Source organism: Erythrobacter sp. (assembly GCF_024305245.1).
In the GTDB taxonomy this organism is placed as follows: Bacteria; Pseudomonadota; Alphaproteobacteria; order Sphingomonadales; family Sphingomonadaceae; genus Erythrobacter.
Genome location: NZ_JAMWYX010000002.1, coordinates 385793 through 401499, shown reverse-complemented (window position 1 = coordinate 401499; position 15707 = coordinate 385793). Strand labels below are relative to the sequence as shown.

Genomic DNA, 15707 nt, shown 5'->3' with positions numbered 1-15707 from the left:
CTGGCGGAGGGGGGGGCGGCGGGGGTGGCGGAGGCGGCGGCGGTGCAGGCGTCGCGCAGGCAGCGAGCAGCGTCGCACCGGCGGCAACCGCCGTGATCACAAGGCCGAAGGGCGTGCGGCGCACACGCTCGTTCTGGCGCGCGGCGGATGCGGACGTCGATAAATGCTGCGGGGCCACGCTCATGGGTGCTTCAACCTCTCCTGCTGTTTCTGGCTGGACGATGATGCCCGGCTTCGCCTTGCTCCAGCCTGAAGCCGGAGGGATAGACGGGACGGTTAACAAAGCAAATGCCCGGAGCCTATGGAAAGGCCCCGGGCATTCGATATTTCAACACCTGAATCAGGCGAACCGTGTGACGGCTCTCCGATTACTCGCGGTTGCCGAGGAAGGTGAGCAGGAACTGGAACATGTTGATGAAATCCAGATACAGGCTCAACGCGCCCAGAACCACGGCCTTGCCTGCGAATTCGGTGCCGCGCAGATACTGGTATTCGGCCTTCAGACGCTGCGTATCATAGGCGGTCAGACCGGCGAAGATGAGCACGCCGATGAAGCTGATCGCATAATGGAACGCGGGCGACTGCAGGAACAGGTTCAGCACCATCGCGACGATCAGGCCGATCACGCCCATGATCAGGAAGCTGCCCATGCCGGACAGATCCTTCTTGGTGGTGTAGCCCCACAGCGACAGCCCCGCGAACGCCGCAGCGGTTGCAAAGAACGTCGTGGCGATCGAACCACCGGTGTAAACCAGGAACACCGACGACAGCGACAGACCCATCAGCGTGGCAAAGCCCCAGAACATCAGCTGCAGGGTGCCGGTGCTGAAGCGGTTGGCGCCGAAGCTCATCGCGAACACGATGGCGAGCGGCGACAGCGCCACGATCCAGCGCAGGATACCGCCGGTGAAGATCGCTTCCGCCGTACCGCTGGTGAACGCCAGTAGCGCGACGATGCCGGTCAGCAGCACGCCCGAAGACATGTAATTGTAAATCGAGAGCATGTGCTTGCGCAGACCCTCGTCATAACCGGCGACATCGCCACCGGCACGCGGCACCGAGCCGAAGCGCTGCGCATTGCGCGAAGTGTCATTCCAGTCAGCCATTGCGAAAACCCTTGATCCTTCAGTGAAGCGCGAAAGGCCGCGCTCTCCATGTTGGCGAATATCGGTGTTTCGCCCGCGCTTTTCAAGCGAAACCGGATTGCAAAGCGCGCAATTCGTTCAGCTTAACACCGGTTAATCTTACGCACCCTGCGAGAGTTCGGCGCCTTTATCGCGGGTGGCCCGCAGGGTCGCCACCAGCAACCGGTGCAGAGCCTGGTCTTTATCGAGCACATTCAAACCTTCGCGGGTCATCCCGCCCGGGCTCGCAACGCGGTCCGCCAGCGCGCCGGGGCCGGTATCCGATGCCGCTGCCAGCGATGATGCCCCGTCGACGGTTGCGAGCGCCAGCTGCTCTGCCGAGGCGCGGTCCAGACCCAATTCCTCGGCCGCTCCGGCCAGCGCATCAATGAAGCGGTAAACGAAGCCCGGCCCGGATCCGGCGAGCGCAGTGACCAGATCGAACCGGCTTTCATCGTCGAGCCAGATCGCGGTTCCCAGCTTGTCGTAAAGCGCCAGACAATCATCGCGCGCGCCCTCGTCCAACCCGGATTCGAGCAGGATGACGGGCGACTTGTTGATGCGCGCGGCAAGGTTGGGCATCACCCGCACATGGCCCTTGGCAGCGGGGAATACTTCGGCCAGCTGCGCGCAGGTGATCCCGGCCAGCAGCGAGCACACGGTCACGTCCCCGCCGGTAAGTTCCTGAAGACCGGGAGCCAGCTGGCGCAATTGCTGCGGCTTGAAGCCGAGCATCACTGCATCATGCGCGCCCGCCGCCGCAGCATCGGCCGCCTCGCGGTAGAGCGCCACACCTTCCGGAGCCTCCGGCAGCGCGGGATCGAGGATGGCAAAACGCGCCGGATCGACGCCTGCGGCCAACCACCCGGCGAGCATTGCCCCGCCCATATTGCCGCAACCGATGATGAGAAGCTGATTGATCATGAAATATTCCGTCCGGACTGAGCCTGTCGAAGCCCCGTCCTTCCTCGCGACCTGTGAAATTGGCGCAAAACATGGCCGCGATGGGATCGGGCCGGACGGGTGAGCGAATGTTGCCCTTAGCCTTTCAGGCCTCGCCCGCCGCGTCAACCATCGCTGCTTCCAGCGCGGCGCGCGGGCTCTTGTCGCCCCATAGCACGAACTGGAATGCGGGGTAGAAACGGTCGCACTCGTCGATCGCACATTCGACCAGCGCCTGCGCCATATCGAGCGTGAGCCGCCCGTCTTCGCTCAGCAATGCACCGTGACGATAGAGCAGCACGTCGCCGCTCGACCAGATATCGAAATGCCCCAGCCACATCTGTTCGTTGACGAGGCACAGCAGTTCATAGGCAGACGCGCGCTTGTCCTCGGTCACGCGGATATCGGGCAGGCACAGGAATTGCAGCACGCGGTCTTCGGCGCGCCAGATCGCGCGCAGCTGGTAATTGGCCCAGCTGCCCTGCACTTCGCCGCTCATCTCGTCGTCGGACACAAGCTCGCACGGCCAGCCGCGCGCTTCGAACAGCGCCGCCAGCATCTCCACCGGTGCCGCATCGTCCTGTTCGGAATAGTCCATCGAACGCGCCCTCATCGGGGGGTGAACCGGCAAAAGGGCCGGTTGGCGAGTGAAAGGTGCTGTGCTGCAATCATCGACGAACGAATGGACGTGCGAGGGGCGGCTTGGCAATGCGCGGCGTCGGGGCAGTTGGGGAGAACCTGCCTAGCTTGTTCAAAGCCTGTGCAAAGATTGTGGGGGAGAGCCGGAAAAAATCATTTAACCAGCTGTATTTCCTCGCCTTCAGGGCTGACATACAGGAAGGTTTCGAGCCCCTTCGCCTTAAGCTCGCGCACCAGTGCCTGCCCCTTATCGCGATTGTCGAGCGGTCCGGCGAGCAGGCGGTGCGCCTCGCCCCACGGGGTGGTGTGCGGCTTCAGCTTTGCCAGCAGATCACCGCCGCTGCGCGACAGGCGGCGCCAGTCATAACCGAGTGCGCCCGCATTCTTGCCGGTGGCAACCTGCACCCACACGCGGCTGGGATGCACCGGCTTGGGTGGCTCCTTGGGCTTGGGCGGCGGGGGCGGCGCTTCCCGCCGGATGGCGATCCGCGTGAGATCAACCGCGCCTGCGCCGACGCGCGCATCGGGCAAGGCATCGCCGCCGAAATCGGCAAAAGCGTCGGCGACTCGCGCGGGCTGCGGTGCGGGTTGCGCCGCGATCGGGGCGGACGGCGGAGGCGTTGCACCCGCCGTGACTGTCGCCACGACCGGCAGCGGCGCAGGCGCAGGCGCAGGAGAGGTTCCGGTTGCCGCAGCCGCAGCAGGTGTCACAGGCGCTACTGCCACAGACGTCGCGGGTGCTTGCGCGCGGGCGCCGAGCGGCGGTCCGGCCGGCTCCAGCCTGCTATCGACCTTCGATTCGACCGCAAAGCGCGCCAGCCGCGGATCCTCTCGGCCGATATCCGCAGCCCGCGGGAATATCCCGAGATTGGCCGCAGCGGCCTGCTGCGCCGGAGTAAGACGCGGCATGTAGGCAAGGTACGGCACGATCCGGCTGGACAGATCACGCGGCATCACCTGCTCCGCAATGGCTGTCGCACGATCCTGATCGCCGAGAATGGCGAGGCCGAAAGCGCGGGCGCGAAAGGCAGCCGTATCGCGTTTGTCGAGCAGAGGGCGCAGCGCCGCTTCGAAGCGGGCACGGTTGCCGGTGATGGCATGGCTCACCGCAAGGCGGCGACGGGCTTCGTCATTGCCGGGGTCAAGCTCGACCGCGCGGGTGTAGGCGGCCTGCGCGGACTGCTGGTCGCCCACAAGATCATAGGCCAGCGCCTGATCGCTCAGAACTTCGCGCATGGGAACGCCCGCCGCACGCGCGCGATCGAATTGCGGAATGGCCTCGCCCGGGCGACCCGAGACCAGATAAACCGACCCCAGTCCGAGCGCGACGCGCGGATGATTTGGGTCGATCTCCGCCGCACGGCCATAAAAGCCGACGGCCGCATCGACATCGCCGATGCCTAGCGCTGCAGTTCCCGCCTCCACCAGCGCATCGAGATCGCGGGGCGCTTTCGCAAGCGCAACGAGCGCGCGGTTGAGGCGCTGCACTTCCTCGCTCGGCAGCGGTTGCACAACCTCGCGCGAGACGACCTCCTGCGCGAGTGCGGCAACCGGCAACGCGCCGAGACAAGCTGCGGCACCCAGCGATAATCGAAGAGCATGAAAACGGTTCGTCACGCGGCGAGACCTAGCGTGATTGGGGTACTTTGCCAGCGAGCCGGGGGCGCGCGCGCGGCGAACGGCACCGCACGCGCGCCGGATGGCCTTATTGATTGCGATTGCGATCTAGGAAGCGCGGAATGCTCAGCGCGGGGCCATCCTCGCCATCATCCTCGTCCTCTTCATCGCGGCCAGTGCTGCGCGACAGGTTGGCCATGCGTTCGAACAGCGTGCTGCCGCCGGACGAACCGCCGCCGCTGCTGCTGCTGCTGCTGCTGTCGCCGTCGCCAGCAGCGCCGCCCAGCAGCGCGCGCCTGCGACCACCGCCAAGCCGCGCGGTCACCGGAAGATCATCGGCTGCGAGACGATCGGCACTTGAGAGCAGATCGTCCTGCGCAGATTCACCCTGCGGCTCTTGCTCCTCGGTATATTCGGCATAATCGCCGGTCAGGTCGAGCAGCGTGTCCTCTTCGCCTTCATCATCCCCGGCCATTGCCGTCTCCGGATCGGCTTCATCATCGTCGCTACGCAACCCGGCGAGCGGATCGACGATGCCGTCGACATCGTCGCCATCGTCGCCCATGTCGTCTCCTGCCTGCATGCCGGTAAGATCGAACGGCGCCGAACCGTCGGATTCCTCCTCGGCTGCGGGCTCTTCGGATGTCATGTCAGGCGGGGTAAGCGTGAAGCCGGCACTGGCCAGCGACGCAATCGGCGCAGGCGTTTCGGCCTCTTCCTCGGGCAGTTCGGTCAGCCCTTCATCTTCGGACAGTTCGAGCACCGGACGCTTGGGCGCGCGCGATGCGCCGAGCGAAACCGACGGCGAACGCTCGACATGGCCAGCGGCGCTCTGTTCGATCCCGGTGGCGACCACCGAAACGCGGATTTTCCCGTCGAGGTCGGGGTTGAAGGCGCTGCCCCAGATAATGTTGGCGTCTTCGTCCACCAGTTCGCGGATGTGGTTGGCGGCCTCGTCGACCTCGAGCAGGCGCATGTCCTCGCCGCCGATAATCGAGATGATGACGCCCTTGGCCCCGGCCATGCTGACTCCGTCGAGCAGCGGGTTGGCGATCGCCTGTTCGGCCGCCTGCAATGCGCGGTTCTCGCCCTCGCCCTCGCCGGTGCCCATCATCGCCTTGCCCATCTCGCTCATGACTGAGCGCACGTCGGCGAAGTCGAGATTGATCAGGCCCGGCATCACCATCAGATCGGTGATCGAGCGCACGCCCTGCTGCAGCACTTCGTCGGCAAGCTGGAACGCTTCCTTGAAGGTCGTTTCGGCCTTGGCGATCAGGAACAGGTTCTGGTTGGGAATGACGATCAGCGTATCGACGTGCTTCTGCAGCTCGTCGATCCCGGCCTCGGCAGCGCGCATCCGGCGCGTGCCTTCGAACAGGAACGGCTTGGTGACGACACCCACGGTCAGCACGCCCATGCGGCGCGCGGCTTCGGCGATAACGGGCGCGGCACCGGTGCCGGTGCCCCCGCCCATGCCTGCCGCGATGAAGCACATATTGACGCCTTCGAGCGCCTGTTCGACATCGGCCACGGTTTCTTCCGCTGCGGCCTTGCCCACTTCGGGCCGTGCGCCTGCGCCAAGGCCGCCGGTGATATCCGGCCCCAGCTGGATGCGCTTTTCGGCCGGCGAGGTGCTCAGCGCCTGCGCATCGGTGTTGGCGACGATGAACTCGACGCCCTCGATCTCGGCTGCGATCATGTTGGCGATGGCGTTGCCGCCCGCCCCGCCGATGCCGATCACGGTGATGCGCGGGCGCAGGTCGTCCGTTGCGGCAGGTCCGATATTGATGCTCATCAGCTTGTCCTCCAAAGCGGGAGTAGCGGAATTTTCATTCTCGTCCCGCCAACTTATCACCTCTGTGACATAATAATCGGTCACTTTTGATAGGTGGCGCGCCCTTATCCACAGGGCTCGCCCTCATCAGAAATTCTCCTTGAGCGCCCGCATCAGCCGCATGACCGGATCGAGCCACCCGTTTTGGCGCACCGTGCCGCGATATGCCGCAGCACGCCCGCCACCCACAGCGCGGATATCGACCGGGTCTTCCGCGGCATAAAGGCACAATCCGGCAAGCGTCGCAAAGCCCGGCGCATGGTGCGCTTCGGGCATGCCGACAAGCTGGGGCGGCCGTCCCAATCGCACCGGCTGACCGAGCGCGCCCTGCATGAAATCGGCCATACCGGCCAGTTCCGCCCCGCCGCCGGTGAGCACGACCTGCCCTGCCCGGCTGCCCGCAAATCCCATTTCCTTCAACGCCTTGCCGACATCCCCGGTCAGCACCGCAAGCTGCTGGGTGACGACCGAGATCAGCTCGGCGCGCACGATCCGGTTCTTGTCGTCGGCCCCGCGCGCGAGTGGCCCAGCAGCTGCGCCATCGGGTGCATCATTGGGCCCGTTGACCGGGATCAGTTCGCGATGATCGGCCGGGCTGGCGATTGCCGAACCTGCCACGCATTTTAACCGTTCGGCCTGCGAGCGGCGAATGCCGAACGCACTCGCGATAGCATCGGTGATGTCGGCCGATCCGATCGGCAGCGCCTTCAACCCAAGCAACATTCCGCCTGCGAACACTGCCACATTGGTGACATCCGCGCCGATTTCGACCAGCGCCACGCCCAGTTCGCGTTCTTCAAGGCTGAGGCAGGCATGGCCCGCTGCCAGCGGCGCGGCGACCACGCCTTCGACCATCAGGTGCGCATTCTGCACCGCTTCGGTCAGGTTCCGCACCGGCGCGCCGTCAGCCAGCATCACGTGAATATCGACGCCCAGCCGCTCGGCGTGCAGCCCGCGCGGATTGGCGATCCCGTGCGCGCCGTCGAGCGTATAATGCGCCGGCTGCGCATGCAGCACGGTGCGCCCGTCGGGCTGGATCATGTCTTGAGCGTGGACCAGCAGCTGCTCGACATCCTCGTCCTCGATCCGCCGTCCGCCGATCTCGATATCGACCGATACGACATTGCTGGCGAGCCCTGCCCCGGCGCAGGCGATCCACACGCTGCGCACCTGAATACCGGCGCTTTTCTCGGCACGTTCCACCGCATCGCGGATGGCGTGGCTGGCCGCCGCCATATCGGTGACATAGCCGCGTTTGATCCCGGCGCTGGCTCTGTGACCGGAGCCCATGACTTGCAATCCGCCGTTCTCGGTCTCGCCCATGACCATCGCCGAGATGCGGAACGACCCGATATTGACCGCCGCAAAGGTGCGGGCAAGGCGGCGTTGAGCGGTCGCGCGCGAGGCCATTACAGCGATCCTCCCGCAGCGGCGGCGACTTTGGGCCCCGCGCTCTCGCCGTCCGGCAGGCGCATGTAGAGGCGCGGCGGCGAACGCATGTCGAAGGACAGAACCTTGCCGCCGATCAGCCGGTTCTGCCCATCCAGACGGGCGAACCTGACCAGCGCGCCTGCTGCCTCCACCTCACCTTCGGGCAGGGCGAGCAATTGCCCGGTGCCGAAGGTCAGGTTCCAGCGCCGATTGCCGACCCATTCGGCCGCCTCGACCTGCGGCGCGAGTGCAGGCGCGGCTGCGAGCAATTGTTCGAGTTGTGCCGCCTGTTGGCCGGCACCCGGCCCCGCCAGCCGCAACATCCCCTTTGCCGTGCCGGGGGCGACCGTCTCCAGCTCGACCCCGCCCGCATCGATCAGCACCAGCCGATCGGGCTTTTCCAGTACCGCATGAGGCGTGCGCTCGACGATGTCGATCGCCAGCGTGTGAGGCAGCTGAACCGAAACCCGCGCATCCCTGACCCACGGCAGTTCGCCGATGAGCCGGTCGCGAACTGCCTGCGGCTCGATCTCCGGCATCGGACGGCCCAGCTGGTCGGAAATGAGCGCATAGACCTCGCCCTCGTCCATCCGGTTGGCGCCGGTCACGCGAAAGCCCCGGACCGCAAAGCCTGCGTCCGACGCCATCACCGCGACCTGGCGCTGCGCCAGCGCTGGCACGCCTGCAAGGTTGGCGATGATGATCCCGATCCCCACTACGCCGCCGATGATGATGGCGAGCCAGATACGGCTCCATTGTTCCTCGGTGAACGGGAGCAGCCCCATCAGCCAATCGATGAAGCCGCTGGCCTTGCCTTGCGCCTTGCGAGCGGTGACGGCGCGGCTCTGCGCCTTGGCAGCGCGGCGCACGCCGGTGGAGGCGTTACGCCGGATCTGTTGCGCCATGCTGCCCTCCCTTCTGCTTCTTGCCGTGCACCCGCAGCGCCTCGGCCACCAGCATTTCGACCAGATCGGCATAAGGAATACCGCAATGCGCCGCCTGCTCGGGCACGAGGCTGAGCGGGGTCATGCCCGGCTGGGTGTTGGTTTCCAGCACGAACAAGCCGTCCTCGCCCGCTTCGTCATCCCAGCGGAAATCGGTGCGGCTGGTGCCGTGGCAACCGAGCACCTGATGCGCCTTGACTGCATAGTGTTCGCACAAAGCGGTGATTTCCGGCGGGAGATCGGCGGGGAAGATGTGTTGGGTGCGGCCTTCGGTGTATTTGTGCTCGTAATCGTAAAAACCGTTCGCGATCACCAGTTCGGTCACGCCCAACGCGCGCGGGCCGTCGGAACCGTCGATCACGGCGGCAGTCAGTTCGCGGCCCTTGATGAAGGGTTCGGCGAGCAGTTCGGCAAATTCCTGCCACGGGCCTTTGGCATCGGACGAGATCGGGTTGCCGACATTGCTGCCTTCGGTGACAATGGCGACGCCCACGGACGATCCTTCATTGACGGGCTTCAGCACATAGGGGCGCGGCAGCGGGTCGCGTTCATACAGTTCCTCGCGCGTCACGATCCGCCCGCCGGGCATGGGGATGCCGTGGGGCACCAGCGCCTGCTTGGTCAGCTGTTTGTCTATCGCGATCACTGAGGTGGCCAAGCCTGAATGCGTGTAGGCCAGCCCCATCAGGTCGAGCATCCCCTGCACCGTCCCATCCTCACCCGGCACGCCGTGGAGCGCGTTGAACACGACATCGGGCTTGGCCTCCGCCAGCCGCAGAGCGACATCGCGCCCCATGTCGATCCGGGTGACGCGGTGGCCCTTGCTTTCCAGTGCATCCGCCACGCCTGTGCCGCTCGACAATGATACGGCGCGCTCGCTGGCCCAGCCGCCCATCAGGACAGCGACGTGGAGTTTGGGGAGGTTCATGAAGAATTCCGTTCCGCTTTCATCACGGCCGTCCCACCCGCTGGATTTCCCATTCGAGACTGACGCCCGAATGCGTATAGACTTTCTCGCGCACCAGTTCGCCCAGCCCTTCGATGTCGGCGCTGGTGGCATTGCCGGTATTGATCAGGAAATTGGTGTGCTTGTCGCTGACCTGTGCACCGCCCAGCGTGAGCCCCCGGCATCCGGCCTCGTCGACCAACTGCCACGCCTTGTGTCCGTCCGGATTCTTGAAGGTCGAACCGCCGGTCTTGGTGCGCAGCGGCTGGCTGGCTTCGCGCGCGGCGGCGATGCGGTCCATTTCGGCGCCGATTTCCGCCGGATCGCCCGAGTGGCCGCGAAACCGCGCGGAGACGACGATCGCGCCGTCAGGCAGGGCGGAGTGGCGGTAGGAATATTCGAGTTCGGCCGCGTTCAGCGTAATGAAGCTGCCATCGTGCAGGATCACTGCGCAACTGAGCAGCACATCGGCCACCTCGCGCCCATAGGCGCCGCCGTTCATGCGCACGAAACCGCCGACCGTGCCGGGAATACCGCGCAAAAACTCCAGCCCGGCGATGCCTGCATCGCGCGCGGTCGAGGCGACCAGAATGCCGCTCGCCCCGCCGCCGCAGGTCAGTTCGTTGTCGCCGGTGATCTCGACCCCGGCAAATGCCTTGCCCAGCCGCACCACCACGCCCGGCACGCCGCCATCTCGCACGATCATATTGGAGCCGAGGCCCAGCGCCATCACCGGGATTTCGCCGTCGAGCCGCTCGAGAAAGTGCCTGAGATCGTCCAGATCGGCCGGCTCGAACAGCCAATCGGCAGGCCCGCCGGTCTTGAACCAGGTATAGGGCGCGAGCGGCGCCTTGCAGGTGAGCTTGCCGCGAAGCCCTTCGAGGGGGATCGGCGCGGTCACGCCGCCCTCGACCGCGCAGGTCGGTGCCGCGCCGTGATCATATTCGTAACCGTCACCGGGTTGCACCATGCCCCTCATGCCCCGCGCTGCCCGGCAATCGCTTGCCCCAGCCCCGCAGCCCAGCGGGTGATATCGCCCGCGCCGAGGCACACCACCATGTCGCCTGCCGCCAACTCGCCCGCCAAAACTTCGGCCAGTTCGTCCGGCCCGGCGATCTCGCGCGCAGCACGGTGCCCACGCGCTCTCATGCCTGCGACCAGCGCCATGTGATCGACGCCCGCCAGCGGCTCCTCGCCCGCAGCATAGACCGGCGCGACATAGGCGATGTCGGCATCGTCGAAGCAGGATTGAAACGCGTCCATCAGGTCACTGAGGCGCGAATAGCGATGCGGCTGGGCGACGGCGATGACGCGGCCGTCGGTGCCTGCCACAGCCTCGCGCGCGGCGGACAGAACGGCGCGGATTTCGACCGGGTGATGGGCGTAATCGTCGATAATGGTCGCCGCGCCGCCGCCCACGGCGACGCTGCCGACCTTGGTAAACCGCCGCCGCACGCCGCCGAAACGGGCAAAGCCGGTGCGGATCACATCATCCGAACAGCCCATCTCCACTGCCACGGCAATTGCGGCGAGCGCGTTCTGAACATTGTGGCGACCCGGCATCGGCAGGTGCACGCCTTCGATCCGGCGATCCTCGGCACCGCGCTGGCGCACGATCACATCGAAGGTGTTGCCGCCGTCGAGACTGCGCACGTTGACCCCGCAAATATCGGCCTGCAGCGAGAAACCGTAAGTCACCACCTTGCGATCGCGCACTTCGCCGATCACCGCCTGCACCACCGGATGATCGACACACAATACCGCCGCGCCATAGAACGGAACATTGTGGATGAACTCCACGAACGCCCGCTTCACTCCGTCGAAATCGCCGTAGTGATCGAGATGCTCGGGGTCGATATTGGTGACCACCGCAATGGTGCCATCCAGCCGCAGGAAACTGCCGTCGCTCTCGTCGGCTTCGACCACCATCCAGTCCGAGTCGCCCAGCCGCGCGTTCGAGCCGTATTGTTCGATGATCCCGCCATTGATGACAGTCGGGTCGATCCCGCCCGCGTCTAGCAACGTCGCGATCATGCTGGTGGTGGTGGTCTTGCCGTGCGTTCCGGCCACCGCGACGGTGGATTTGAGCCGCATCAGTTCGGCCAGCATTTCGGCACGGCGGACCACGGGGATGCGGGCTTCCAGCGCGGCGGCGACTTCGGGATTGGTGCGGCGCACCGCAGTGGAGGTGACGACCACCGCGGCACCCTCCACATTCTCGCGCTCGTGGCCGATATGCACGGTGATCCCGCGCGCGCGCAGACGCTCGACGCTCGGGCTTTCGGCGATATCGCTGCCCTGCACGGTGTAGCCGAGATTGCGCATCACCTCGGCAATTCCGGACATGCCGATCCCGCCGATGCCGACGAAATGGATCGTGCCGATATCGGTGCCGACGCCCTTCATCTGTCTGCCCGATCTTTGGCGGCCTTGCGGGTCGATGGCTGCGGACGGGCGGCTGTCTGTGCCGCGCGCGGGGATGCCTCGCCGACGCGGATCACGTCCATCAGATCGATCCCGCTCATGCTTTCGACCAGATCGGCCAGATCCTTTGCCGCTTCGGGCCGGCCGCAGTTGAACGCGCCATGGGCCGCGTTGCCGAGGCTGCCGGGGTTCATCGCCATCGCCTGAATCTGCTTGGCCAGTTCTTTGGGCTGGAATGCGTCCTGACGGATCATCCGCGCCCCGCCCGCCTTCACCATCTCGCGGGTATTGGCCGCCTGATGATCGTCGGTCGCGATCGGCAGCGGCACAAGGATCGCCGGACGGCCCACCGCAGTCAGTTCCGCAATCGTCGAAGCGCCCGCACGGCCGATGAACAGGTGCGTGTCGGCCAGCCGTTCGTGCATATCCACGAAATAGGTGCCGAGTTCGGCGGGAATATCATGCTCGGCATAGCGCTTGCGCACCGCGTCGAGGTCTTCGGCGCGGCATTGCTGGGTCACCTGCAACCGCTGACGCAGTGCAGGCGGGAGCATGGCGAGCCCATCGGGCACCACTTCGGAAAGCACCCGCGCGCCCTGGCTGCCGCCGGTCACCAGCACGCGCAGCAGGCCCTCTTCGGTGAAAGCCGGAAAATCCGATGCGCGCAGGGCCAGCACATCTTCGCGCACCGGATTGCCGGTGAGGTGCACCTTGGGCGCGTGTTCGGGCTTCAGCCGGTCGACCTTGGCGTACGAGGTCGCGATGGCATCGACCTTTCCGGCCAGCAGCCGGTTGACCCGGCCCAGCACGGCGTTCTGTTCGTGAATGACACTGGGCAGGCCCGCCGACCTTGCAGCCAGCAGCGCGGGCAGAGCGGGATAGCCGCCAAAGCCGACGATAGCAGACGGCTCGAACGCCTCGAACAGCCGCAGCGCCATGCGCCGCCCTTCGAGCACCGCGGCAATGCCCTTGGGCCAGCCGAGCGGGTTCTTGCCGAACCGCCCGGCGGGCAGGACATGGGCGGTGAGATAATCGGGCTTGCCGGGGATGCCAGCCCCGCGCTCGTCGGTTATCAGCGCGACGTGATGGCCGCGCTCATGCAATTCCGCCGCCAGCGCAAAGGCCGGGATCAGGTGTCCACCGGTGCCGCCTGCGGCCAGCACGTAATGGCGTGAGGCTCCGGTTCTGGTCTCGCTGGTCATGCGCCGGTATCCTTGCGTTCGAGCAACTCGCGCAATCCGCCCGCCTCGCGTGCGAGGAAGGGATTGCGCCGCGTGATCGCCAGCAATAGCCCAAGCGTGAAGCACACCGCCAGTGTCGATGATCCGCCATAGGAAATCAGCGGCAAGGTCATCCCCTTGGACGGGAACAGTTTGAGGTTCACGAGGATGTTGATGAACGCCTGACCGCCGAACTGGGTAATCAGGCCGACGCCCGCCAGCAGTGCGAACAGATTATCCTCGCCCACCATCCGCATCAGCGCGCGGATCACCACCGCGCCATAGATCAGCACGATCAGCGCGCAGGCCAGCAGCCCGAATTCCTCGCCGATCACCGAAAAGATATAATCGGTGTGCGCTTCGGGCAGGTTCATCTTGCGGATGCCGAGCCACAGCCCGCTGCCCGTCCATCCGCCCGCCGTGAGCGTGCGCTGCGCCAGATCGACCTGATCGAAAGCGGTGCCGCCGCCCAGAAAGCTGTCGATACGGTGCCGCGCGTTGTCGTAGAACAGATAGGCCAGCGTCAGCGCGCCGATCCCGCCGCCGATCAGCACCGCGATGCGCTGCCACGCCACGCCGGCCAGCAGCACCATCACCAGCCAGATCCCGCCGAACAGGATGGCATCGCCAAGGTTCGGCTGCAGCATCAGCAACACTGCGACCAGCCCCATCAGGCCGGTAACGAAAACGATCACCGGCAGACTGGAATCGCGCAGTCGCCAGCTCAATATCCAGGCGCAGATAATCGCGAAGCCGGGCTTGAGGAATTCGGACGGCTGCAGCGACGTGCCGACATTGATCCAGCGCCGTGCGCCGTTCTTCTCCTCGCCGATGATCGGCACCACGAACAACAGCGCCAGCATGATCGCGCCGACCAGAATGCCGAGCCTGCGCGCCTGTTCGCGCGACAGGAACGACAGGCCCACCATCAGCGCCAAGCCCATCAGCTGGAACACAAGGTGCCGTTTGAAGAACATGAATTCATCCAGCGTGACCTTCGCGGTTGACAGCTGGTCTGCACTGGCGGGCGAGGCGGCAGCGACCGCGATCATGCCGATCGCCATCAGCAGCACGATCAGTCCGAGCATGACCCGGTCGACCTCGCGCCACCACACCCGCAGATTGTCACGCCAGCGGCGCTGCACAGTGGCAGGCGGAAGATAGCTGCCCGCGCTGCTTGCAGAGGGTGACGGAGCGGAATGCCAGGCCGACGTCATGGCAGGATGCTCCGCCCGTCGGGGCCGGTGTCGCAGCCGGTCATCGCGCCGACCATCTGGCGAAAATGGGTGCCGCGTTTCTCGTAGTCGCGGAACTGGTCGTAACTGGCGCAGGCGGGGGAAAGCAGCACCACATCGCCGGTGCGCGCTGCGGCAACCGCGCGGCGCACGGCTTCGCTGATGAGCTCGCAGCGTTCGACCTGCACGGCCCCCACCAGCAGATCGGCGAACATCGGGCCAGCCTCACCCACGGTATAGGCAGCGGCGACATTGCCCAAATGGTCGGCGCAGGCGCCCAGCCCGTCTTCCTTGGGCAAGCCGCCGCAGATCCAGTGAATACGCGGCGCGCCGTTGTTGATTGCCGGATCAGGCGGAAAAGCCGCCAGCGCCGGGGCGGCAGAGGCGGCGTTGGTCGCCTTGCTGTCGTTGATATAGGTCACGCCCTTGGCATCGCATACGCGTTCCATCCGGTGCGGCAGGCCGGGATAGGTGGCAAGCCCCTGCGCGATTTGTTCTTCCGACAGGCCGAACTGGCGGCAGATGGCAACCGCAATGGCGGCGTTCTGGGCATTGTGCGGCCCGGCAAGCGCGGGCGAGCGACCGTCGGCCAGCCCGGCGGCGGCGAGATCGGCGGTCTTCACCCGCACCAGCGGCTTGCCTTGGGCAGAGATCCGGTCGGCGATGGCCTGCGTCGGCGCGTCCTCGTCGCAGATCAGCGCGGTGCCGCTCGCCTGCATCTGGAACAACCGCTCTTTCGAGGCGGCATAGGTCTCGAAATCGGCGTAGCGATCCAGATGATCCGGGGTGATGTTGGTCAGCGCGGCAATATCGCAATCGAGCGTGAAGGTCAGGTCGACCTGAAAGCTCGATAACTCCAGCACGTAGACGCCGCCTTCCGGCAACGGCTCCTGCGCCAGGATCGGATCGCCGATATTGCCGCCCATCACGCTTGGCACACCGGCCTGCGTCAGGATGTGGTGGACCAGCGCGGTGGTGGTCGATTTGCCGTTGGTGCCGGTGATACCGACCACGCGGTGCGGCGGCAGGTCGGCGCGGGCGCAGGCGAACAGTTCAATATCCCCGATCACCGGCAGGCCGTAATGCCATGTATGCGGGCCGATGGGGTGGGTGTTGAGCGGCACGCCGGGCGACACGACCACGCCGGAAAATCCGGACAGATCGAGCTCCAGCGGATCGATCAACCGGCAGCGCCCTTCGAACGGTGCGCGCGCGACATCCTGCCTGTCCCATGCGATCACCTCGGCCCCACTTGCCAGCAGCGCCTCTGCCGCGGCCGCGCCGGAACGCGCCAGCCCCAGCACCGCGTAACCCTTACCGGCGAAGACGGAGGATGTGATCACGCCGCCCG

13 protein-coding genes and 1 pseudogene are annotated in these 15707 nt (G+C 65.8%); all 14 read right to left on the bottom strand.

The window, feature by feature from the left end:
• Window positions 1-184 (bottom strand): annotated as a pseudogene (locus tag Q0L48_RS04810) (hypothetical protein); the annotation flags it as partial.
• Between the two features lie 184 nt (window positions 185-368).
• On the bottom strand, window positions 369-1106 hold the full coding sequence (locus Q0L48_RS04805) for a Bax inhibitor-1/YccA family protein (protein ID WP_296717890.1): 738 nt from the start codon (window positions 1104-1106) through the stop codon (window positions 369-371).
• A gap of 138 nt (window positions 1107-1244) precedes the next feature.
• On the bottom strand, window positions 1245-2048 hold the full coding sequence (locus tag Q0L48_RS04800; RefSeq protein WP_296717889.1) for a pyrroline-5-carboxylate reductase dimerization domain-containing protein: 804 nt from the start codon (window positions 2046-2048) through the stop codon (window positions 1245-1247).
• A 124-nt stretch (window positions 2049-2172) separates the two neighbouring features.
• The gene (locus tag Q0L48_RS04795; protein ID WP_296717886.1) at window positions 2173-2664 is read right to left on the bottom strand and encodes a YbjN domain-containing protein; all 492 of its coding nucleotides are present in this window, start codon (window positions 2662-2664) and stop codon (window positions 2173-2175) included.
• A 194-nt stretch (window positions 2665-2858) separates the two neighbouring features.
• Window positions 2859-4322 (bottom strand): tetratricopeptide repeat protein, encoded by a 1464-nt coding sequence (locus Q0L48_RS04790; protein WP_296717884.1) that lies wholly within the window; start codon window positions 4320-4322, stop codon window positions 2859-2861.
• Between the two features lie 88 nt (window positions 4323-4410).
• Complete coding sequence (gene ftsZ, locus Q0L48_RS04785) at window positions 4411-6117, bottom strand: cell division protein FtsZ (protein WP_296717881.1); 1707 nt, start codon at window positions 6115-6117, stop codon at window positions 4411-4413.
• Window positions 6118-6243: 126 nt separating this feature from the next.
• The gene (gene ftsA, locus Q0L48_RS04780) at window positions 6244-7566 is read right to left on the bottom strand and encodes a cell division protein FtsA (protein WP_296717880.1); all 1323 of its coding nucleotides are present in this window, start codon (window positions 7564-7566) and stop codon (window positions 6244-6246) included.
• Window positions 7566-8492, bottom strand: coding sequence for a cell division protein FtsQ/DivIB (locus tag Q0L48_RS04775; protein ID WP_296717878.1), 927 nt, complete (start codon window positions 8490-8492; stop codon window positions 7566-7568). Before Q0L48_RS04775 ends, ftsA begins: the two co-directional genes overlap by 1 nt.
• Window positions 8470-9459 (bottom strand): D-alanine--D-alanine ligase, encoded by a 990-nt coding sequence (locus Q0L48_RS04770; RefSeq protein WP_296717875.1) that lies wholly within the window; start codon window positions 9457-9459, stop codon window positions 8470-8472. Before Q0L48_RS04770 ends, Q0L48_RS04775 begins: the two co-directional genes overlap by 23 nt.
• 22 nt (window positions 9460-9481) lie before the next feature.
• Entirely contained in the window at window positions 9482-10447 is a 966-nt protein-coding gene (gene murB / locus Q0L48_RS04765) for a UDP-N-acetylmuramate dehydrogenase (protein ID WP_296717873.1), read from the bottom strand.
• A 5-nt stretch (window positions 10448-10452) separates the two neighbouring features.
• The gene (gene murC / locus Q0L48_RS04760; protein WP_296717871.1) at window positions 10453-11883 is read right to left on the bottom strand and encodes a UDP-N-acetylmuramate--L-alanine ligase; all 1431 of its coding nucleotides are present in this window, start codon (window positions 11881-11883) and stop codon (window positions 10453-10455) included.
• The gene (murG, locus tag Q0L48_RS04755; protein ID WP_296717868.1) at window positions 11880-13103 is read right to left on the bottom strand and encodes an undecaprenyldiphospho-muramoylpentapeptide beta-N-acetylglucosaminyltransferase; all 1224 of its coding nucleotides are present in this window, start codon (window positions 13101-13103) and stop codon (window positions 11880-11882) included. The genes murC and murG overlap by 4 nt, the downstream gene beginning before the upstream one ends.
• On the bottom strand, window positions 13100-14338 hold the full coding sequence (locus tag Q0L48_RS04750) for an FtsW/RodA/SpoVE family cell cycle protein (protein WP_296717866.1): 1239 nt from the start codon (window positions 14336-14338) through the stop codon (window positions 13100-13102). The genes murG and Q0L48_RS04750 overlap by 4 nt, the downstream gene beginning before the upstream one ends.
• The gene (murD, locus tag Q0L48_RS04745) at window positions 14335-15699 is read right to left on the bottom strand and encodes a UDP-N-acetylmuramoyl-L-alanine--D-glutamate ligase (protein WP_296717864.1); all 1365 of its coding nucleotides are present in this window, start codon (window positions 15697-15699) and stop codon (window positions 14335-14337) included. The genes Q0L48_RS04750 and murD overlap by 4 nt, the downstream gene beginning before the upstream one ends.
• Window positions 15700-15707 lie beyond the last annotated feature (8 nt).